The organism is Lutibacter agarilyticus, from assembly GCF_900188235.1.
GTDB classification, from domain to species: domain Bacteria; phylum Bacteroidota; class Bacteroidia; order Flavobacteriales; family Flavobacteriaceae; genus Lutibacter; species Lutibacter agarilyticus.
Window position 1 is genome coordinate 216797 of sequence record NZ_FZNT01000005.1, and the last position, 20886, is coordinate 237682.

Here is a 20886-nt window from a genome sequence, read left to right on the forward strand (position 1 = left end):
GTAATGAACCATCGTTTTTTTAAAATTCTTATCGTATTTTTAATCGCACTTACTTTCACTAAATGTGCAAAAAGAGGGCGACCAACAGGTGGAGAAAAAGATGAAATTCCCCCTATTTTAATTAGTGCATCTCCTTCACAAGAAAGTATTGAGTTTGATGCTACAAAAATTAGAATTTATTTTGATGAATATGTGAAATTTAAGGATTTAAATAAAAAATTAATTATTTCACCTCCCTTAAAATACACACCTGATATTACGCCCGTTGGAACAGCCAGTAAAGTAATTACTATAAAACTTTTAGATACTTTAAAAGAAAACACAACATATACTATTAATTTTGGAAATAGCATTTTAGATAATAATGAAGGCAATATACTTGAGAGTTTTAAATATGTTTTTTCAACAGGAAAACATGTAGACTCCCTTCAAATTTCAGGAGATATAACAGATGCTTTTAGTCGAAAAACAGCAAGTGATATTTTGGTAATGCTTTATGAAATGGATTCAACATTTAATGATTCTATTATTTACAAAGAAAAACCAACATATGTTACCAGTACCTTAGACAGTACCAATTTTGAATTAACAAATTTAAAAGAAGGTAAATATCTTTTAATGGCATTAAAACAGCCCAACAATAATTATATTTACAAACCCAAACAAGATAAAATTGGCTTTTATAAAGAACCTATAACATTACCTATAGATACTACATTTAAAATTTCGTTGTTTAAAGAAATACTACCTTTTAAATTGGTAAAAGCACTAGAAACCTCCAAAGGTCATATTATTTTTGGTTACGAAGGTAATGCAGAAAATTTATCTGTAACTCTTTTAGATACGGTACCTTCAAACTTTAAACCTGAAATTGTTTTTGAACAAGAGAAAGATACACTGAGTTATTGGTTTAAAGCTATTGAAAAGGATTCCTTACTTTTTGAAGTAACGAATTTAAATTATAAAGATACAATTACTGTAAAATTAAAGTCTGCAAAAAAAGATTCTTTAGTATTAACAAGCGCACTAAAAAGCAATACACTAAACCCAAGAGATACATTTGCTATTAGGTCGAGAATTCCTATTTCAAAAATAGACCCTTCTAAAATTTCAATTTTTGATAAAGACACCATTGCTATTCCTTTTACTTCTGAAGTAAATTCATATAAAAATAAACTCTATTTAAAGTTTGAACAACAGTTTGAACAACAGTACGCCATAAAAGTATTACCTAACGGTATTTCAGATGCTTTTGGCGATGTAAACGATACGCTAAGCTATAATTTAAGAACTAAAAAACTTGAAGATTATGGTGTTATTAATTTACAAGTTTCAAATGTTACATCACCAATAATTATACAAATTATTACTGAAAAGGATGAGCTGATTGCTTCAAAAGCAATAAGTAGCAACCAACTAGTTACGTTTAAAAATTTACTTCCGAAGAAATACATTGCAAGGGCTATTTTTGATGACAACGAAAATGGTAAATGGGATACTGGAAATTATTTACTAAAAACGCACCCAGAAAAAACAATATACTTTGATAAATTATTAGAAGTTCGTGCAAATTGGGATTATAATGAAACCTTTTTGTTAAAATAATTGCGTTATTTTTTAATAAATTAAATATTGGTAAAGATTTTATTACATTTGACCCTATAAAATTAACTTTTGACAAAGAGCATATTTAAAATACTTGCCCCTATCATCTATTGCTTTTTTATAGCAACAGTTTCTGCACAAGATAAAAGTAGTCATGAAATTGGCATTATCTCTGGTTCAGCCTCTTTTACAACCGATTACGGTCAACGTCATGATTTTCAATCAAACGTTGGGGGTAATGTAGGTCCGGGGTTAGGTCTTATTTATTATATTAATTTTACTGATTACCGCTATCGTTGGAATCAACGTACAAATTACTGGTCTGAACATTTTAGAATTCGAACTGAATTTTCTTATATGACCGCTAAATTAAATCACTATGGTATTTATGCTGAAACTGACTCTTATGCCGGTGAGCAATTAAGAGCAATGCATGGTAAAACACAGTTGTTTAATTTTGGTGCACAACTTGAATTTCATATTGTAGATATTGTTGATTTTGGATCAAGAAGAATTCCTCGTTTAAAATTTTCACCCTATCTAAGTCTTGGCTTAATGGGTGACTTTTACAATCCTGAATTAGAATCTGACTTAGGTGATTGGAGAGAAGACCCAAGTGTTTTATACCCTAAATGGGCAGTACCAGGAACTGTTGATACTTCAGCCGGATTTACAGGCTCACTTACCGGTGGTATTGGTACACGATTTAAAATTGGCGAATATAGCGACATTCTTTTGGAATCTCGCTGGCAATATTTCTTCTCAAACTGGGTTGATGGTTTGAATGCAAAAGACGACCCTGCAAACAAATACAATGATTGGTTGTTGTATGTTCACGTAGGTTATGTTTACTACTTAAATTAAATCATATATTTCGTAAAATTAACATCCCTCTTTTCTATTTTTCAATAGGGTTTAATTTATGCCTTGGATCTTGTTTTAACAACTTTGTCATACTATTGTACAATGCTGGCTCATGCTGTTCAAAAAAATCTGGTTGTTCAAAAAATGTTTCTAATGCAACTGAAAATAATTCTATAAGATTTGTACCTGCGTAAGACCTCAACACTTTATTTTGTTTCAATTTAATTTTTTGAAATTTAATTGCGGCTTGTTTTTTCCAATTTTCAAACTCTTTGTCTTCAAAAACTTTAGAAAAATAAGTATTGCTAGCATTTTCAAAAATTAAACAATGCCCAAATTCATGAATTGTTAAATTCATGGCATCGTCTGATACTTCAAAACCATGCGCAACAGCAGGCCAAGATAAATTTACTTTTTTAGTATATAAATTTACATCTCCATTAAATAACGCTTTGTTATTTTTATACGAATAAGATCTTGGTGCAATAAAAATAGCATTGAACTTTTTAAGTGTATTCATTTTTAAGCCAAAAGTAATTTGCACAAAAGCACTTGAGACAATTATTTTCATTTTGTTGGTTAACAAAAATCCTCGCTCTGAACTAAAATTAGTAGTCCAAAGAAACACAAGTGTTCTTATTTGAAACGTTTTCTTATTTACTTCAGAAAGGTTTTTATAATACGTATTGTTTGCAATTAACACCTTGTGGCATTCATTTTTAGTACGTTGATTAAAAAAAGAGCCAATAAGTTGATACTTTAAATTCAAACTTTAGTTTTAAAATGTAATCTTAATTCAAAAAAATAATTTCGCTTTAAATAAATTTCAACAGTTGAAGAATTACCCCTAAATGAATTCCTTCGTGAAATAAATTAAAATCTATAGCATCTTCAATAGACGTTAAAGTAACATTTACACTTGTAGTATATTCCGTATAATTTTTAAAAATTCCATTCGCATAATCTTCATCTAAAACAACAGGAAATTGCAACAATTGCTTTTTAATAGTTTCAAATTCTGTTTCTGAAAGCGTATAACTTGGCGTTGATCCTTTTTGAAATTTCTCAATAAATTCTTCTGAAATTAAACAATCTAAACCTGATAGTTTATAACATAATAATTGCTGTGTAACTACTAAATGGGCTATATTCCACGCTATATTATTTTTAAATCCTGTAGGAATTTTATTTAGTTGTTCGTTTGTAAGATTATTAATTACTTTTAAGGTTAGTTGTCTTGATTTTAATAAAGTGTCAAATCGTTTTTGCATGCTTAAAATATTTATTCATTAGTTTTCAAATTTAAGATAAAACCCCTTAATTTACTTCAATTTAAAATTTAAAAAATGAAAAAAATATACTACCTAAAAACTTGTGATACTTGCCGAAGAATTTTAAAAGAAATGGACACTACAGGTTATATGTTACAAAATATTAAAACAGATCCTATAACGGTTGAACAATTAGAGGCAATCTATAGTTTAACCAATAGTTATGAAGTTTTATTTAGCCGAAGAGCAAAAAAATACAAGGAAATGGATTTAAAAAACCAAGATTTATCTGAAAAAGATTATCGTCAACTTATTTTAGATGAATACACCTTTTTAAAACGTCCTGTAATTATAAATGAACATAAAGTTTTAGTAGGAAATACCAAAAAAAGAGTCGACATTTTCAGCTAATCTAGAATCTAAATAAATAAGACTATTAGCTTACTATTATTAAAAATTAAAACTATTTTTGAAATACAAATCAAACTTAATTATATTATGAGAAAAATTTTATTATTACTTGTTGCTTTTTGCACAATCAATGTAGCTTTTGCCCAATTCTATGTTTCAGCTAGTGGTGGATATAGCATAGGTTCTGCTGGAATTTTAACAGGAACTTCATTAAACGATGCTCAAACCAAAGCAACAAACCATTATGGTAGCTATGGTGAAGGTTTTAACACACAACTTAGAGGTGGTTATTTCTTTAACAAAATGTTTGGTCTTGAATTATCTTTAGGTTACTTAGGTGGATCAGATCAAAATATTTCTAATTATTTAAAAAATGATGATGGTGATATTAAAGAGTTTACTAATGGTAATGCACATGCTGAAGCCTTTGGAATTAACTTGGCACTTGCATATAACTTTAACGAAAACTTTTACGGAAAAATTGGGGTAGTTTCTAAATTAGGCGGAAAAACGGAAGCTACATTTACAAGAACAACTCCTACTCCTTTCGGACCAATTGTTGCAGAAGGAGTTAATGATTATCACGGTAGACCACCATTAGGATTTACAGCTGCTTTTGGTTATAAATATAAATTAACCGATAACTTAAATTTATTTGCTGAATTAGAATATTTAGGAATTAACGTTACAAGAGATACTTCTGAATTTGCTGAGTTAACAATTACAACTCCTAATGTACCTGGAGATGTTTTCTACCCTGGTTCACCTGCTGTACCATCTAACACTTGGAACTTAGGAGACGCACCTTACCTATGGCTTTCAGAGGTTCCTGGATTACCACAAGAAACTATTGTTCCAATTTATGCTCCTTCAGAAATTGACTATGTAGATTCATTGCCTGAACCAAACAATGACCCTTCAAAATCATTATCATCTGTTGCTCCTTATTCTTCTTTTGGAATAAATATTGGTATTACGTATACATTTTCAAAAAAAGAAGCTAAATAATATAGCTTATTATTAAAGTAAAAAAGCCTTTTCAAATTTGAAAAGGCTTTTTTACTTTAATAATAGTTTTAAATTTTACTTCCAGTATTTTGCAACCCACGGTGCTGGATGCACATAACGATACCATTTTCCCCAACCACCTTCAACGGCTTTATGCGGATTAATTTCTCCGTGGAAAATAATAATTTTAGCACCTTCAGGAATTGTTGGTTTTTTCCAAATAGATATAGGAAAGCGCGAATTACAATCGTATTTATAACTTGGGCACCATTCTTTTGGCCAATACTGTAATTTGCCTTTATTATTTATTTCGTGCGTTAAAAACTCCTGTTCGTTTCTATGCTCTTTAATCGCTTTTTCAAAATTGTTAATGAAATTTTCAAAAACATAACCGTGTTTTCCAATATCAAACCTGTAAACCGATGAGTTTCCAGTAATTCTCCAACTTCTCCAGCTATGGTCTTTTATAATTCTAAACTCTCCTTCAACATCAAAAAAGCAATCAATATTATCTACAATTACAATATCTAAATCTAAAAATAAAGCACGCCCTTCTAAACCGTATAAATCTTCCTTTAGTGTGGTTAATTTTTTCCACATACGCTCTGGCAAGTTAGACGGAATATCAATCTCTGGAATAGGAAAACATTGTACCTCATCTATAATTCCAGACTCATCATCGGTAAAACAAACCATTTTAAAATCGTAGGTTAAATTCTTTTTAACCATGGAGTGCAATCGGTTCACATATTCTGCACCATACAAGGTTCCCCATTTCATACAGAATATATAATTGGTTATTTTATTGTTATTTTCCATGTTTCTTTAAAATATGTAAATATTCAACTGTTGAAGTTGCTTTGTGATTTCTGCTTGCTGTTTTATCGGCTTTAAATCGCTGATAGTTTATTGTTTTTAAGCTGTATTCCCCATAACTACTCATAATGCTTTTAACCTCATTTTCAGACATTAACCCCTCATTATTATAGCTTAAAAAAATGTATTTAAAGTTAGCATTTTTTATCAATTCTTCGAAGAAAAACTTCACTTCATTTTTTTTACAATAATCCGATTTATAATAAGCACGTAATCCTGTTTTCCCCTTCGGAATAAATGCATCGTATTTTGCAATTGTTGTTAATAAATGATAATTCGCTCCGTACTGTCTAGCATTGTATGGCGGATCTAAATATAAAATATCACCTTTTATTTCGTGAATTAATTCGTTACTATTTTTATTAAAAACCTGATGCGAATTTTTAGTAATTGAAAAAATTGGCAGTACTAATTTTACTGTTTTTTGCGCTGCAGCTTTCAGCTGTTTTAAATAAGCGCCATAAACTGAAGCCGTGTTTGCCACTTTATCTGCCGCTTCAATTAAGGCGGTTAACAAATAAAAGTACTCGTTTTCCTTAATTTCATCAGAAGTTTTCCAACTTTCAATTTTTTGACGAATAGCATCTATTTTTTTTCCATTTTCAGAAGAAAAATATAAGCGGTTTTCACTACCTTTTTCACTATAATTTTTGAATATAAATCCTTCTGAACCTTCTAAATTATTTAAAATTTCCAATTTATCATCTAAGTTTAACGCTTGAAAATTACCAATATAATGTCTGTTCAAAACATAGCTGTAATATTCAACATCATTTGCAATAACTTGCTTTACTAGCGGTTTAAAATTACGACCAACAATACCTGTACCCGCAAATAAATCACAAAAAACTAGTTGAGATAAATCGTCTCCAACTACTTCTTTAATCGCCGTTTTTAAAAATGATGATAATTTATGTTTTGATCCTATATAATTCAACGCTTAGTATTAGAAATTTTAATTTACAACTTGACTTCAACTTGGCTCAGCCATCAGACTTTTTAACTTCATTTAATTGCCCAAATTACATCGGCATATACTTTTTTATTATCTAAAGTTAAACACGGTAATTTTGAGGAGTCAAAATTACTTAAATAAGTTGAGATTAGACTTTTTAACCAATGAATTTCTGACTTTAATTTCCAATGTGAATTTGTATCTTCATAATCAATTAACACAATAAAAAGTCGGTTTTTATAATGCTTACGTTGTTGCTGACTTTGATTGTTATACAACCACGTAATTAGCTCGTGTTTATGCTTAATAGCATACGGAATTGATTTTTTAAATCCTTTTGGAAATACTGTTGTTTTATGGTCAAACGGTATGGTTGAAATATAAAAATCGGTGTATTTATCTTTTGAATTTTTATGCGGTTCAACATTTTTATGTTCACAAAAAATAGCTTCAACAGCTTTTGCCGACCAAAAGTTATACCACCTATTCAATGCATAATTTTTTATATCTGCAATTGTTGAATGTTCTTTTACAACACCCTCAATTTTATTTAAAACAGCTTCAAAACTCGAAGTTTTATAAATAAAATTTGTTTGTTTATCTAGTTGATTAGTTTGTTTTGTTTTCCAAGCATATTCAAATTCAGTTCTTTTTTTTAATTCTTTTTCTAGCAATTCATAGTTCATAATTCTATAAAAATTTCCGCTCAATTATTGTCATAAAGCGTTCTTCATACTCTTCTTTAGTGCCCCAATCGTAATCGGGTTTTACAAATTCTTGTAAAAAAGTTTTAGCTTCATCTTCGGTTTTAAATGAATTTAACTGCGATAAAACTCTGTTAAAATCTTCCTGACTTCCTTCAAACAAATGTTTTACAAATGCAATTCTATCATTTAAACCAACTTGTAAATTTGCACTAAATAAGGTGTCGTTTAGCGAGCGCGGTTTTGTTTCTTTTGAGGTTGTAATAACTGGGTTTTCTTTGGTAGCTTTTTCAAAAAGTTCCGTAGCAACATCTGAAGAAATGGCGTCTTTAAATTCATCTTCTAAAGTAAACTGAGTCGCTTCTAAGTCTTTTATATCATCTTTAACTAAATCATCTTCAACAGCAAAAATTGCATCAACTTCTTCTTTACTTAGTATTTCCTTCGGTTCTTCAAGGATTTCTTCAACAATTTTCTTCTCTTCAAAAACCTCAACAACATCTTCAACAGTCTCTTCAATAACTTCCTTAGCTACTTCTTCAACAGCCTCTTCAGTCATTATAATCTCAGGCACAACTTCAACCTTTTCTGTAACTTCAATTCTTTTTTCAACCAAAAGCTCTTTTACCTCAGGCACTATTTCTTCTTCAGCAGCTTCAACATACATTTCATTTAAATTGGCATTCACAAACTTCAACACTGATAGTTTCTCATAAATATCACGTGCTTTTTTATGTAAAATAGTTACATCATCGTTATTTTTTAACTGTAAAATACTGTGTGCTAAGCTTACCAATTCAGCCTCTAATTTTTTGTGCATAAGTTGAAATATTAAATAGTTTTTGGTGTGTTATTTTTAATAAATTTGTATGATTTCAAAAAAGCCTTTTAGCACTTTGAAATTTAACGATAAACGAATGTAAAAAAATATAACAATATATGTATTGCATTTGTTTGAAAACTAAAAAACAATAACCTTTCAAGCATAAAATTACAAAATGTTTCTTGAAAATACAGTAAATCATATTGAACAATTTGGCTGGATTGAAGTAATTTGCGGCTCAATGTTCTCTGGCAAAACAGAAGAACTCATCCGTAGGTTAAAACGCGCCCAGTTTGCAAAACAAAAAGTTGAAATTTTTAAACCGGCAATTGATGTTAGGTATGATGATGAAAATGTTGTTTCACATGATGCCAATGAAATTAGATCAACACCTGTACCTTCGTCTGGAAATATTCGAATTTTAGCCAACGATGTTGATGTGGTTGGTATTGACGAAGCTCAGTTTTTTGACGATGAAATTGTGGCTGTTTGTAACGATTTAGCAAACCGAGGCATTCGGGTAATTGTAGCTGGTTTAGATATGGATTTTAAAGGAAATCCGTTTGGTCCAATGCCCGCTTTAATGGCCACTGCAGAATATGTTACCAAAGTACATGCTGTTTGTACACGCACAGGTAATTTGGCACATTACAGCCATAGAACTGCTGCAAGTGACGAGTTGGTTTTATTGGGTGAAACACAAGAATATGAGCCTTTAAGTAGAGCTGCTTATTACAAAGCTATTCAGGAAGAAAAAATAAGAAAAGCTGAACAAAATAACAATGGAAAATAATCACGTTACTGTTCTAAATATTGACTTAAATGCTATTGATTTTAATTTAAATTATTTTAAGTCGAAACTAAAAAAAACGACCAAACTATTAGTGGTTGTAAAAGCTTTTGGATACGGAAGTAGTGCAACAAAAATCGCAAAATACCTTGCTAAAAAAGTTGATTATTTTGCCGTTGCTTATTTAGATGAAGGAATTGCGCTAAGAGATGTGGGTATTGAAAATCCTATTTTAGTTTTACATCCTCAAAAGCAAAATTTGGAAAAAATAATCGAAAATTGTCTAGAGCCTAATATTTATACAAACTCTTTACTAAATTCTTTTATTGAAGTTGCTAAGGCAAAAAATTTAACCAACTACCCTATCCATTTAAAGTTTAATACCGGATTAAACAGGTTAGGTTTTACAAAAACTGATATTCCCGAACTTATTTCAACCATAAACAAGCAACAACATATTAAGGTTTCTTCACTATTTTCTCATATTGCTGCTAGTGAAGATTTAAATGAACGCGATTTTACATTACAGCAAATTGATTTATTTAAACATAGTTCTTCTGAATTGATTTCAAAATTAAAGAACATACCTTTTCAACATATGCTAAATACCTCTGGCATTATTAATTATACTGAAGAAGCTGAATTTGACATGGTGCGTTTAGGAATTGGCTTGTACGGTTTTGGAAATAATGAAAAAGAAACCAAAAGATTAAAAAGTGTATTTAGGTTAACTTCTGTGATTTCTCAAATTCACACTATTAAAGAAGGAGAAACTGTTGGGTACAACCGTGCTTTTAAAGCAACAAAAACCATAAAAACAGCAACTATACCAATTGGGCACGCCGATGGAATTTCAAGACAATTAGGAAACGGAATTGGCTATGTATTTATTAATAACCAAATAGCACCAATTGTTGGAAATGTGTGTATGGATATGATTATGGTTGATGTTTCCGAAATTAATTGCAATGAAGGCGATGAAGTTGTGGTGTATAAAAACCAACAGCACATTGTTGATTTAGCAAAAAAATCAAATACAATTTCGTACGAATTACTCACCGCTATTTCTCAAAGAGTAAATAGAAGGTTAACAAAATTTTAACAAATCTATTTTTTTTACTACATTAGCAACATTAAATTTTAAAATTTACTGTTAAAATGGGAATGCTTAAAGAATTTAAGGGATTTGCAATGAAGGGTAACCTTGTTGACATTGCTGTTGGTTTTGTAATGGGTGCTGCTTTTAAAAGCGTTGTAACTTCATTTACGGGCGGTATTGTTTCTCCTTTAGTTGGAATGATTTTCAATGCGAATTTCAAAGACTTAAAATATATATTGAAAGATGGAATTGCTGATGAAGCTGGAAAAGTTACTGGTGAAGTAGCCCTTTTATACGGTGATTTTATAACAAATGTTATTGATTTTATTATTGTTGCGTTTGTAATGTTTATGGTTGTGAAAGGTGTAAACAAATTAAACAATTTAAATAAAAAAGAAGAAGCGCCTGCTCCTGAAGCTCCAAAAGGTCCTTCTCAAGAAGAATTATTAGTCGAAATAAGAGATTTATTATCTAAGAAATAAACCAAACTTTCTTTGATTAACGGAAAAGGGTTCGCAATTGCGAACCCTTTTTTATGTTATATAGGTTACGAACAGTGATATTGAATTGGTCACTGAGCAAAGTCGAAGTGTTGTTTCAGTATCTCAACAAAAATGATAATAGACCCCTATAACAATCTTTATTTTTTAGGCAATTTTTTAGTTTCATACACCTCTGAAATAGAAGGCGTATTTTTAGCTTTTTTTAGTAAAACAAGCTCATCATCTTTCGTAACATTTCCTGTTTGAAGTACCTTAAAGTAAACGCCACTTTTTGTTGAATTCCAAAATTGCTTTACCACTTTTTGTGTGCCAAATACAATTCCTAGTTTAGAACAAGGTTCTCGTGGTTGTGTAATTTCAATAATAGCCTCTCCTAGTTTATACTGACTTCCAACATAAATTGTCGTCTCTTCTAGGTTTGAAATTGTTAGGTTTTCGCCAAACATTCCGTAATTCCAATCTAAATTTGGATATAATGCTTTCCAATATTCATAATGTTGTTCAGAATAAGCATAAACAGCTTTTTCAATACCTCCGTGATATCTTCTATCAATAACAGCATCGTTCACAACATCTTCTTCACCTAAAAAAATTGGTGCGTTTACAGGTGATTTAAAAATACCTGTTTCAACTATTTTTCCTTTATAGTTAACAACCCTTTTTTCTCCAATATTTACCGATTTTACAATCACTTCACTTTAAATTTTAACAATTCATTAGCAATTTTACGATCGTTAGAAAGGCGTGGCACTTTATTTTGTCCGCCAAGTTTTCCAACAGATTTCATATACCTATTAAAACCTCCTTTTTCAATTACTGTAATTTTTAAAGGTTGTAAAACTTTTCCTTTAATTAAATCGAAATAATACGAGTTTTGTTGTTGTAAATTTTCATCTACTTTATGCGCTAAACCATCTAAATCATCAGGAACATTTTCAAACTCCACAAACCATTCGTGATATGGCAATCCTGAAGCTGGTGTAATTTCTGGCGCTACTGTAAATTCATTAATTTGAATAGCTGTGTTGGCTGTTTCAGCATTCATAGCTCTTTCAACTTCCTTTCCAATTACGTGTTCACCAAAAGCTGAAATAAAATGCTTGATACGTCCTGTTACTACAATTCTTGGTGGATTTAGCGAAACAAACTCAATAGTATCACCAATATTATAACCCCAAAGTCCTGCATTTGTATTTAAAATAATTACATAGTTTACACCTAATTTCACATCAGCAATTGAAATTCTTGTTGGATTTTCATCAAAAAATTCTTCCGAAGGAATAAATTCATAAAAAATACCATTTTTTATTAAAAGTAACATTCCATCCTCATGCTGAGAATCTTGGTACGATATAAATCCTTCCGAAGCTGGATATAATTCAATTGCATCTACTTTTCTACCTATTAAATCTTCAAATTTATTACGGTAAGGTTCATAATTTACACCTCCATAAACAAATAGGTTAAAATTTGGAAACACTTCTCCTACACTTTTACCCGTACGGGCAACTATCCGTTCAAAATACATTTGCACCCACGATGGAATTCCTCCAATTAAGGTCATATCTTCATTGATAGTTTCGTCAATTACTGCCTCAACCTTAGTTTCCCAATCTTCAATACAGTTGGTTTCCCAACTTGGCAATCTATTTTTGGTTAAATATTTTGGCACATAATGTGCAGATATACCTGAAAGTCTACCCGTTTTAATACCATTGGTATCTCCCAACTCTGGACTTCCTTGTAAAAAGATCATTTTTCCATCTAAAAAATCAGTGTTTTGAGTTTCCTCAATATAATGTAACAACGCATTTCTAGCTGCTGAGATGTGCGTTGGCATAGACTCTTTAGTTAGCGGAATGTATTTTACTCCTGAAGTGGTACCCGAGGTTTTAGCAAAATACAATGGTTGTCCTTTCCATAAAACATCTTTTTCACCTGCAACTACTCTTTCAACATAAGGTTTTAACGCCTCATAATCACATATAGGCACTTGCTTTTTAAAATCTTCATATGTTTTTATTGCACTAAAGTTATGATCTTTCCCATAAGCAGTATTCTTAGCTTGAGAAAGTAACTTTTTCAATAATTTTTGTTGCACTTTTATAGCATTATTACTTTGCTTGTAAATGCGCTTTGTAACCTGCTTTGCAAATGGTTTTGCTAAAATTGATTTAATACTCATTATTCAAAATCAATATAATTAATTGGATTTACAGGATATCCATCATTCCACAATTCAAAATGTAAATGAGGCCCCGTACTTAATTCTCCCGTATCTCCTGCCAAAGCAATTACTTCACCAGATTTTACCAAATCTCCTTGTTCTTTATGTAGCGATGTATTGTGTTTGTAGGTTGAAATAAAACCGCCTGTATGTTCAACAATAATTACGTGGCCTGTTTGTGCTGTCCATGCTGCAAAAATAATGGTACCATCTGCTACAGATTTTACTGGAGTGTTCATTTCAACAGCAATATCTACTGCAAAATGTTTGGTTTTCGGATCATATCCATCGGTTAAAGTACCTGTAACTGGAGCGAAAAATACGATACCTGCATCCTTAGTTGCTTCATTAAAAATACTATATCTGTCTTCACTTTCAATATCTAACCTAAATTCTAAATCGGCTTCAGAAGGTTCTAAATTCACAGAATCTTTATCATATTGTACGCTTTGCAGTATAGAATCTCTATCAAATTGTACTTCAGTAATTTTACCTGTAAGCAATTCTTTTACATTATCTATATATAAATTATTCACCTTTAAAACTTGCTGTAAAGAATCAACTTTGTACACTAGTTGCGTAGCTTCTTTTTTTAATTTGGTTGAAGAGTAACCTGGAATATATTCTTTTAAAGGGGTAAATGCTATTAAAAAAATAGTGCCTGTAATTAATAAAATAGAAAAAATTCCTCCAAAAATAAACACATTTAATCGAGTCAGTCTAAACGTTAACCTTTCTTCAAAGGTGTTTTCATTAATAATTACCATACGGTATTTATTAACTAATTTTTGCCTAATTTTCCCTTTTTCTTTTGAATCTTTTGCCATACTTTGAATAGAACAAATATACAACGAAAATTTGTTTCGTTAATTTGATTTGAGGTGCTAATAAGTGTTAAAACTAAGCTAAATTTACTGCTTGTAAAAATTCATTTCGTCTATATATTTCCAAACATTTGGAGTTAACATTGCCCTTATATCGTAATTTTCTTTAATAGATTTACGAATAAAAGTTGAAGATATTTCTACAATTGGTGCGCTTACTTGATGAATTTTTGGATGGTTTAAAAGTTCGTTTTCTGTCACCCCTTCTGAAATTCTCGGATATACATATACTTCATAATTTTGAAGTATGGTTTCGTAGTTTTTCCATTTATGAAGACCTTTTAAATTATCTTCTCCCATAATTAAACAAAATTGATGGTTTGGATATTTTTCTTCCAAATGAATTAATGAATTTACCGTATAATTTGGCTGTGGAAGCTTAAATTCAATGTCTGAAGTTTTTAATTTCGGGTAGTCTTCAACTGCTATATTGGCTATTGCCAAACGATGATGATTGTCTAGCAACGAGTTTTTTTTCTTGAACGGACTTAGCGGAGTTATCACAAACCAAACTTCCTCTAAATCTGAAAATTCAACCATATAATTGGCAATTATTAAATGCCCAACATGTATGGGATTAAAAGTTCCAAAAAACAGTCCTACCTTCATTTAGTTGATGAAATTTTGAACTAAGTTAATTGCTTCTTCTTTTGCCGTATCTAGATTATCATTCACTAAAATAACATCAAACTCTTTAGCAAATTTCAATTCTTTTTCAGCTTTTAAAATACGTTCATTAATTTTTTCTTCGCTGTCTGTATTTCTACCCCTAAGCCTGCGCTCCATTTCTTCAATAGAGGGTGGTTGCACAAAAATTGCCAATGTTTGTGCTGGAAATTTTTGCTTTATATTTAAACCTCCTACAACATCAATATCAAAAATTACGTGTTTTCCTAAACTCCAAATACGCTCTACTTCCTTTTTCAAAGTTCCATAATAATTATTGGTATATACTTCTTCATACTCAATAAAATCATCATTATTAATATGTTGTTGAAACGCTTCCGAAGAAATAAAATAATAATCTTTTCCGTGAATTTCAGCACCTCTTGAAGCTCTAGAAGTTGCAGAAATTGAAAAATCTAAATTTAATTGAGGCTGCTTTAATAAATGATGTACAATGGTAGTTTTGCCTGATCCTGAAGGAGCTGAAAAAACAATAAGTTTTCCTTCTTTATTCACAATTATAGTACGTTTAGGTTTTGTTCTTTAATTTTCTCTAGTTCATCCTTCATTTGAACCACTAATTTTTGCATTTCAACAAAATTAGATTTTGATCCAATGGTGTTAATTTCACGTCCCATTTCTTGGGTAATAAATCCTAATTTTTTACCATTGGAATCGTTTGATTCTAATGTTTTCTTAAAATACTCTAAATGATTTTTTAAACGCACCTTTTCCTCCGTAATATCGAGCTTTTCAATATAATAAATCAGCTCTTGTTCAAACCTATTTTGATCCACTTTTACGGCTAACTCATCAATGCCTTTTTTCAATTTTTCCTTCACCTGTTCCATACGCTGAGGATCCATCTCAACAATACTGGCTAACAAGGTTTCAATGTTTGAAATTCGAACAATAAAATCGTTATACAACGCTCTTCCTTCATCTGTACGATAGTTATTGATTTCAACAATTGTTTCGTTTATTCCAGTTGTAATTTGAGCCCATTCTTGCTCATCTAATTCTTCTCTCTCTGTTTTTAAAGCATCAGGTAAACGAACCGCCATTTTTAACAATTCAACTTCATTAGAATCAATAATATTTCTAAGTTGATTCATATATTCTTTCACAGCATTTTCATTTACTTTAGACGAAGTTTCACCTCCATTATTTTCAATATAAATAGAAAAATCAATTTTACCCCTTACCAATGCCGAAGCTAAATTTTTACGAATATTCAATTCTTTTTCTCGGTAATAGGAAGGAATTCGAACATTTAAATCTAAATTTTTACTGTTTAACGATTTTAATTCAATCGTAATTTTTTTAGTAGGAAGTTGTAATACGGTTTTTCCGTATCCGGTCATTGATTGTATCATCTATATTCAATATTTTGGCAAATTTAATCATTTTAAAATAAGCGAACTATTTTCTAAAACTGTAATTTCCTCTGCAGCTGTTATCACTAAAAAATAATGCTTAAAAATCTCATTCTGAACTTATTTTAGCTCCTCATCATAAAGATTACCAATTACTATAAGTACCTATATTTCGACTTTGCTCAACAACCATCTAGAGAGGAATTGAGAGGTTATTCCCCTTTTTCATGCCGATCTGAGTTGAGTTACATTGAACTTCCTAATAAATTTGGTGCTATTTTCTATTAAAAGAATCATTTTAAAGTTCTATTTTTGCATAAAATCAAATCGGTATGACCATCAATATTTTAGATTCCAAAAACTCTATTTTAAATAAATTTATTGCTGAAATAAGAAGTGAAACAATTCAAAAAGACATGATGCGTTTTAGAAGAAATATTGAACGTATTGGCGAAATAATTGCTTATGAACTAAGCCAAAAACTGGCTTACAGCAGTGAAGCTGTTAAAACACCTTTAGGAACTAAAATAATTCCGTTACCTAAAAAAGATGTTGTACTTTGTTCAATTTTAAGAGCTGGTTTACCTTTACACACAGGCTTACTTAATTATTTTGACGATGCTGAAAATGCTTTTATTTCGGCCTATAGAAAACACACTTCTGAAACTGAATTTGAAATTATTGTTGAGTATTTTGCCTCACCTAGTTTAGATGATAAAACCCTTATTTTAGCTGATCCTATGCTAGCTACCGGACAAAGTTTGGTGAGTGTTTATGAAGGTTTAAAAAAACACGGTACACCAAAAGAAATTCATTTGGCTTGTGTGATTGGTTCAAAAGAAGGCATTGAATATATTCAAAAACATTTCCCTGAAAACACCACGCTTTGGATTGCAACGGTTGATGCCACACTTAACAACAAAGGTTATATTGTACCTGGTTTAGGAGATGCTGGTGATTTATGCTTTGGCAGCAAACTATAAGAAATATACACTTATTGAAATCAGTAAAAATAAATACAAAATTAAATTTTTAAAATTTTCAGAAGTACTAACTCTTAAAAAGTTGGTTACCACAACACTTACTGGAAATACCATAAACAACATTTCCGAACCATCTTTTTTTGGGGAAAATGCAATTATAATTGCTGAAATAATAAGATGATTTAATACTACGCGCCAAGCTCGCCTTACATTAATACCACTTACCGATACTTTTGGTGTTAAAACTAAAATAGACCAAATTACTGTAGCCAATGTAACTGCAATTGGTATTAATAATCTAAAATCGTTGTAATTGTAATATTTAAAATTAGACCTAAAAAGCCAACAATTATAAAACTGCTCTAAATTATCAAAATAAAAACAATAGGTAAAATAGATAAAAATTGGTGTAGCTAAACCTATAAGGGGAATTATAAAATTTTTAATTGTAATTCTGTGGTAAATTATAAGTGTAACATAAATAAGTACTACATATAAAATACTCCAACAATAAACCAACGCAGCTACTCCAAACCAAAAACTAGCATCGTATAATTTCAATTTTGTTTTTAACCCTGACTTTAAGCTATAAATTTTTCGAAAACCTAACAGCAATAAAATAGTTGAAATAATAATATCATTTGCAAACATGGCCTCATAAAATGTCCCTAACAAAACGGCCATTAATAGTATTGCATAAGAATTATTCTGAGTGAGGGTGTTTTTTCTAATTATGAAACTTGCAATTAATAAAAAAGCAACAAACAATAAGAAAACCCCTATTTTATGTAACAACCAAAAAAAAGAAAATACTTCAAATTTAAACTGAAACAATGCCACAATGTAGTATAAAAACAGCATTAAGGAAACAATAAAAAAGACTACTGGTTTAGTTTTATTAAAAAAATTGGCTATCATTACTATATTTTATACTTTTGCCTGTAAATATAATTAAGATATGATTGCAAACAATATTTTTAAAGTTATAGGTGACTTTTTTACGAATGTTTTATTCGCTCCTTTTAACAGTATTAGATTTATGGACAACTGGTGGTTGCAAAGCACAGTTAGTTGGATATTTATTTTAATTACCTTTATTGCATTTTTCTATTGGCTAGGTGAGCTTAGAAAATACAAAAGAGCAGGAAACGAATAGTTTCAAATTCAATTTACATGTTCCTTTTTTAACACACTACTAACTGTGGGAAGCAAAAACAAACTCAAAAGATTTCGTGAAAACGATACATTTTCTAATGTAATTCAACCTGAACGAAAAGAAGTATTAGATGGCTTTCCCTTAAAAGGAAATTGGCATACACATTTTAACAATAACAATCCAATAGTTTTAGAATTAGGCTGCGGAAAAGGTGAATATACCATTGCCTTGGCTCGTAAAAATCCCGATATCAACTATATTGGAATCGATTTAAAAGGAGCTCGTTTTTGGCGTGGTGCTAAAACGGCTTTGGAAGAAAACTTAACCAATGTAGCTTTTATTAGAACTCAAATTGAATTAATTGATTTATTGTTTGCTGAAAATGAAGTAGATGAAATTTGGATTACATTCCCAGATCCTCAAATAAAATACACCCGTACAAAACATAGATTGACAAACGCTGAGTTTTTAAAAAAATACAACACAGTTTTAAAACCTGAAGGTATTGTAAATTTAAAAACCGACAGTGAATTTATGCACGGTTACACTTTAGGATTATTACACGGCGCCGGACACGAAGTTTTATATGCGCATCATGACATATACAAAAACGCACATTCTCCTGAGGAAGTAACTTCAACTCAAACTTTTTACGAAAGCCAATATTTAGAAACAGGCAAACCTATTACTTACATAAAATTCAAAATTCGTTATTAATTGTTATTTTTAATGAATGAAGTCTAACGACAACTTTTTTGAAAAAGTTTACGAAGTTGCAAAGTTAATTCCGTACGGAAGAGTTACAAGCTACGGAGCAATTGCCAAATATTTGGGTGCAGCACGCTCAGCACGAATGGTTGGCTGGGCTATGAATGCTTCACACAACAACAATGAAATTCCCGCCCACAGAGTGGTAAACCGAATTGGTTTATTAACTGGAAAACAACATTTTGACGGCACCAATTTAATGCAACAATTACTTGAAAATGAAGGAATTATTGTTATCGAAAATCAAATTCAAGATTTTAAAACCATTTTTTGGGATCCTGTAATTGAGCTCGAATTGTAACAAAAATTTTCTCTGTAACCTTAAATACATTTCTTTTTAAACTAACCTATTTTTAAATCCGTTTGAACTGTGTATATTTGTTGTTTAGAATGATTTTATATAAACAAGATGGCATATTCAAAAACAGATATCACAAAAGCACTTGAAACCATTACTGCACCTGGAGAAGGTAAAAGTTTAGTTGAAAGTGAAGCAATAAAAAATATTGTAACTTTTGAAAAGGAAATAATTGTTGACGTAACAATTGCAAACCCTTCATTACAAGCAAAAAAGAAAGTTGAAGTTGAAATTATGAAAGCAATTCACCAACACGTGGATCAAAAAGCCGACGTAAAAGTAAATGTTACTTCTGAAACTAAAAACGAACCTTTTAAACCTGAAAAACCAAAAGTTCCAGGTATTAAAAATATTATTGCAATTGCATCGGGTAAAGGTGGTGTAGGAAAATCTACTATTACTTCAAACATGGCAATTTCATTACAAAAAATGGGATTCAAAGTCGGGATTTTAGATGCTGATGTTTACGGCCCATCAACACATTTAATGTTTGATGTTGCAAATGCAAGACCTTTATCAATAGAAATTGATGGGCGCTCAAAAATGCAACCCGTTGAAAGTTATGGTGTAAAAATATTGTCGTTAGGTTTCTTTACAGACGCCAACCAAGCAGTAATTTGGCGAGGTGCTATGGCTTCAAAAGCATTAAATCAAATGATTTTTGATGCACATTGGGGCGAATTAGATTTCTTATTAATTGATTTACCTCCAGGAACTGGTGATATTCATTTATCAATTGTACAAGCGGTGCCAATTACCGGGGCTGTAATTGTTAGTACACCTCAAAACATTGCATTGGCTGATGCTAAAAAAGGTGTTGCTATGTTTCAACAAGAAAACATCAATGTGCCTGTTTTAGGAATTGTTGAAAATATGAGCTATTTTACTCCTGCTGAACTTCCTGACAATAAATATTATATTTTTGGGAAAGATGGCGCTAAAAATTTAGCTGAAGATATTGATACCGCATTTTTAGGCGAAGTACCATTGGTACAAAGCATAAGAGAAGCTGGTGACGTTGGGCATCCTGTTGCTTTGCAAGAAAACACTCCTTTAGAAAATGCATTTGCTGAAATAACAAAAAATACGTTATCAGAATTAGTTAAAAGAAATGATGATTTACCTCCAACTGAAGTTGTTAGAATTACAACTATGAGTGGATGTAGCTCCTAATTATAATATATACATATATATGAGCGAACAAGAATTAAGATTAAATGTAGAAACTGCATTACAAGAAATAAGACCTTACCTAGAAGCCGATGGCGGTAATATTTCTTTAGTTGAAATTACAGATGATACAGTTAGCGTACAATTAGAAGGCGCTTGTTTAGGTTGCTCAGTAAACCAAATGACACTTAAAAACGGGGTTGAAGCTACCATTAAAAAGTATGCTCCACAAATTAAGCGCGTTATTGAAATTAATGGAATTACTTTTTAAAAAATAACGAAAGTTTCCGTTTTAAAAATAGAATCAATATCTAAAAGCTTAACATCATTCGTTAAGCTTTTATGATTTTTGGAATAATAATTGTAATATGTAAAAGAAATATTTGCTG

Annotated in this window: 26 protein-coding genes; 13 read left to right on the forward strand and 13 right to left on the reverse strand. The window is 30.6% G+C overall.

Features of this window, described 5'->3' with window-relative positions; translation table 11 throughout:
- Window positions 1-3 precede the first annotated feature (3 nt).
- Both CHB67_RS10315 and CHB67_RS10320 read left to right on the forward strand, forming a co-directional pair.
- Complete coding sequence (locus tag CHB67_RS10315) at window positions 4-1605, forward strand: Ig-like domain-containing protein (protein ID WP_089381694.1); 1602 nt, start codon at window positions 4-6, stop codon at window positions 1603-1605.
- Between the two features lie 69 nt (window positions 1606-1674).
- Window positions 1675-2469: a THC0290_0291 family protein gene (locus CHB67_RS10320; protein ID WP_089381695.1), complete on the forward strand. Its 795-nt coding sequence runs from the start codon at window positions 1675-1677 to the stop codon at window positions 2467-2469.
- 34 nt (window positions 2470-2503) lie between these two features.
- Here CHB67_RS10320 and CHB67_RS10325 read toward each other — a convergent pair whose 3' ends face one another.
- Both CHB67_RS10325 and CHB67_RS10330 read right to left on the reverse strand, forming a co-directional pair.
- Window positions 2504-3238 (reverse strand): zinc-dependent peptidase, encoded by a 735-nt coding sequence (locus tag CHB67_RS10325; RefSeq protein ID WP_245813511.1) that lies wholly within the window; start codon window positions 3236-3238, stop codon window positions 2504-2506.
- Window positions 3239-3284: 46 nt separating this feature from the next.
- Window positions 3285-3740: a DinB family protein gene (locus CHB67_RS10330; RefSeq protein WP_089381696.1), complete on the reverse strand. Its 456-nt coding sequence runs from the start codon at window positions 3738-3740 to the stop codon at window positions 3285-3287.
- Window positions 3741-3815: 75 nt separating this feature from the next.
- Here CHB67_RS10330 and CHB67_RS10335 point away from each other — a divergent pair, with 75 nt between their 5' ends.
- Window positions 3816-4151, forward strand: a complete 336-nt coding sequence (locus CHB67_RS10335; protein WP_089381697.1) for an arsenate reductase family protein — start codon at window positions 3816-3818, stop codon at window positions 4149-4151.
- Between the two features lie 87 nt (window positions 4152-4238).
- Window positions 4239-5159 (forward strand): outer membrane beta-barrel protein, encoded by a 921-nt coding sequence (locus tag CHB67_RS10340; protein WP_089381698.1) that lies wholly within the window; start codon window positions 4239-4241, stop codon window positions 5157-5159.
- A gap of 75 nt (window positions 5160-5234) precedes the next feature.
- Here the strand turns inward: CHB67_RS10340 and CHB67_RS10345 are convergent, their stop codons facing one another.
- From CHB67_RS10345 to CHB67_RS10360, 4 genes are all read right to left on the reverse strand, one after another.
- Window positions 5235-5978, reverse strand: a complete 744-nt coding sequence (locus CHB67_RS10345) for a glycosyltransferase (protein ID WP_089381699.1) — start codon at window positions 5976-5978, stop codon at window positions 5235-5237.
- Window positions 5968-6972: a DNA adenine methylase gene (locus CHB67_RS10350; protein WP_089381700.1), complete on the reverse strand. Its 1005-nt coding sequence runs from the start codon at window positions 6970-6972 to the stop codon at window positions 5968-5970. Before CHB67_RS10350 ends, CHB67_RS10345 begins: the two co-directional genes overlap by 11 nt.
- A gap of 68 nt (window positions 6973-7040) precedes the next feature.
- Window positions 7041-7676: a hypothetical protein gene (locus CHB67_RS10355; protein WP_089381701.1), complete on the reverse strand. Its 636-nt coding sequence runs from the start codon at window positions 7674-7676 to the stop codon at window positions 7041-7043.
- 4 nt (window positions 7677-7680) lie between these two features.
- Entirely contained in the window at window positions 7681-8514 is an 834-nt protein-coding gene (locus tag CHB67_RS10360) for a hypothetical protein (protein WP_089381702.1), read from the reverse strand.
- A 178-nt stretch (window positions 8515-8692) separates the two neighbouring features.
- Here CHB67_RS10360 and CHB67_RS10365 point away from each other — a divergent pair, with 178 nt between their 5' ends.
- The 3 genes from CHB67_RS10365 to mscL all read left to right on the forward strand — a co-directional run bounded on the left by CHB67_RS10365 (window position 8693) and on the right by mscL (window position 10888).
- The gene (locus CHB67_RS10365) at window positions 8693-9310 is read left to right on the forward strand and encodes a thymidine kinase (protein ID WP_089381703.1); all 618 of its coding nucleotides are present in this window, start codon (window positions 8693-8695) and stop codon (window positions 9308-9310) included.
- Window positions 9300-10409 (forward strand): alanine racemase, encoded by a 1110-nt coding sequence (alr, locus tag CHB67_RS10370; RefSeq protein ID WP_089381704.1) that lies wholly within the window; start codon window positions 9300-9302, stop codon window positions 10407-10409. Before CHB67_RS10365 ends, alr begins: the two co-directional genes overlap by 11 nt.
- A gap of 62 nt (window positions 10410-10471) precedes the next feature.
- A complete protein-coding gene (gene mscL / locus CHB67_RS10375) occupies window positions 10472-10888 on the forward strand; it encodes a large conductance mechanosensitive channel protein MscL (RefSeq protein ID WP_217900266.1) in 417 nt (138 codons plus the stop codon).
- A gap of 158 nt (window positions 10889-11046) precedes the next feature.
- On the opposite strand, the gene CHB67_RS10380 is transcribed toward mscL, so the two are convergent.
- The 6 genes from CHB67_RS10380 to CHB67_RS10405 form a co-directional block, all read right to left on the reverse strand.
- Window positions 11047-11601 carry an MOSC domain-containing protein gene (locus tag CHB67_RS10380; protein ID WP_089381706.1) on the reverse strand — a complete coding sequence of 185 codons (555 nt, stop codon included), beginning with the start codon at window positions 11599-11601 and terminating at the stop codon, window positions 11047-11049.
- On the reverse strand, window positions 11598-13094 hold the full coding sequence (locus tag CHB67_RS10385) for a GH3 auxin-responsive promoter family protein (RefSeq protein WP_089381707.1): 1497 nt from the start codon (window positions 13092-13094) through the stop codon (window positions 11598-11600). The genes CHB67_RS10380 and CHB67_RS10385 overlap by 4 nt, the downstream gene beginning before the upstream one ends.
- Window positions 13094-13963, reverse strand: a complete 870-nt coding sequence (locus tag CHB67_RS10390; protein WP_089381708.1) for a M23 family metallopeptidase — start codon at window positions 13961-13963, stop codon at window positions 13094-13096. Before CHB67_RS10390 ends, CHB67_RS10385 begins: the two co-directional genes overlap by 1 nt.
- 84 nt (window positions 13964-14047) lie before the next feature.
- Complete coding sequence (nadD, locus tag CHB67_RS10395) at window positions 14048-14629, reverse strand: nicotinate (nicotinamide) nucleotide adenylyltransferase (RefSeq protein ID WP_089381709.1); 582 nt, start codon at window positions 14627-14629, stop codon at window positions 14048-14050.
- The gene (gene gmk / locus CHB67_RS10400) at window positions 14630-15202 is read right to left on the reverse strand and encodes a guanylate kinase (protein ID WP_089381710.1); all 573 of its coding nucleotides are present in this window, start codon (window positions 15200-15202) and stop codon (window positions 14630-14632) included. It abuts the gene before it with no gap.
- Window positions 15203-15204: 2 nt separating this feature from the next.
- Window positions 15205-16062, reverse strand: a complete 858-nt coding sequence (locus CHB67_RS10405) for a YicC/YloC family endoribonuclease (RefSeq protein ID WP_089381711.1) — start codon at window positions 16060-16062, stop codon at window positions 15205-15207.
- A gap of 332 nt (window positions 16063-16394) precedes the next feature.
- Between CHB67_RS10405 and upp the strand changes: the two genes are divergently transcribed.
- The gene (gene upp, locus CHB67_RS10410) at window positions 16395-17045 is read left to right on the forward strand and encodes a uracil phosphoribosyltransferase (RefSeq protein ID WP_089381712.1); all 651 of its coding nucleotides are present in this window, start codon (window positions 16395-16397) and stop codon (window positions 17043-17045) included.
- On the opposite strand, the gene CHB67_RS10415 is transcribed toward upp, so the two are convergent.
- Window positions 17040-17963, reverse strand: coding sequence for a DUF6427 family protein (locus CHB67_RS10415; protein WP_089381713.1), 924 nt, complete (start codon window positions 17961-17963; stop codon window positions 17040-17042). The two genes, upp and CHB67_RS10415, sit on opposite strands and share 6 nt — an antisense overlap.
- Window positions 17964-18003: 40 nt before the next feature.
- Between CHB67_RS10415 and CHB67_RS10420 the strand changes: the two genes are divergently transcribed.
- The 5 genes from CHB67_RS10420 (at window position 18004) to CHB67_RS10440 (ending at window position 20768) form a co-directional block, all read left to right on the forward strand.
- Window positions 18004-18201 (forward strand): DUF6341 family protein, encoded by a 198-nt coding sequence (locus tag CHB67_RS10420; RefSeq protein ID WP_089381714.1) that lies wholly within the window; start codon window positions 18004-18006, stop codon window positions 18199-18201.
- Between the two features lie 45 nt (window positions 18202-18246).
- On the forward strand, window positions 18247-18918 hold the full coding sequence (gene trmB / locus CHB67_RS10425; RefSeq protein ID WP_089381715.1) for a tRNA (guanosine(46)-N7)-methyltransferase TrmB: 672 nt from the start codon (window positions 18247-18249) through the stop codon (window positions 18916-18918).
- A gap of 16 nt (window positions 18919-18934) precedes the next feature.
- Window positions 18935-19270, forward strand: a complete 336-nt coding sequence (locus CHB67_RS10430; protein WP_089381716.1) for an MGMT family protein — start codon at window positions 18935-18937, stop codon at window positions 19268-19270.
- Window positions 19271-19378: 108 nt separating this feature from the next.
- Entirely contained in the window at window positions 19379-20500 is a 1122-nt protein-coding gene (locus tag CHB67_RS10435; protein WP_089381717.1) for an Mrp/NBP35 family ATP-binding protein, read from the forward strand.
- Between the two features lie 19 nt (window positions 20501-20519).
- On the forward strand, window positions 20520-20768 hold the full coding sequence (locus tag CHB67_RS10440) for a NifU family protein (RefSeq protein WP_089381718.1): 249 nt from the start codon (window positions 20520-20522) through the stop codon (window positions 20766-20768).
- Window positions 20769-20886 lie beyond the last annotated feature (118 nt).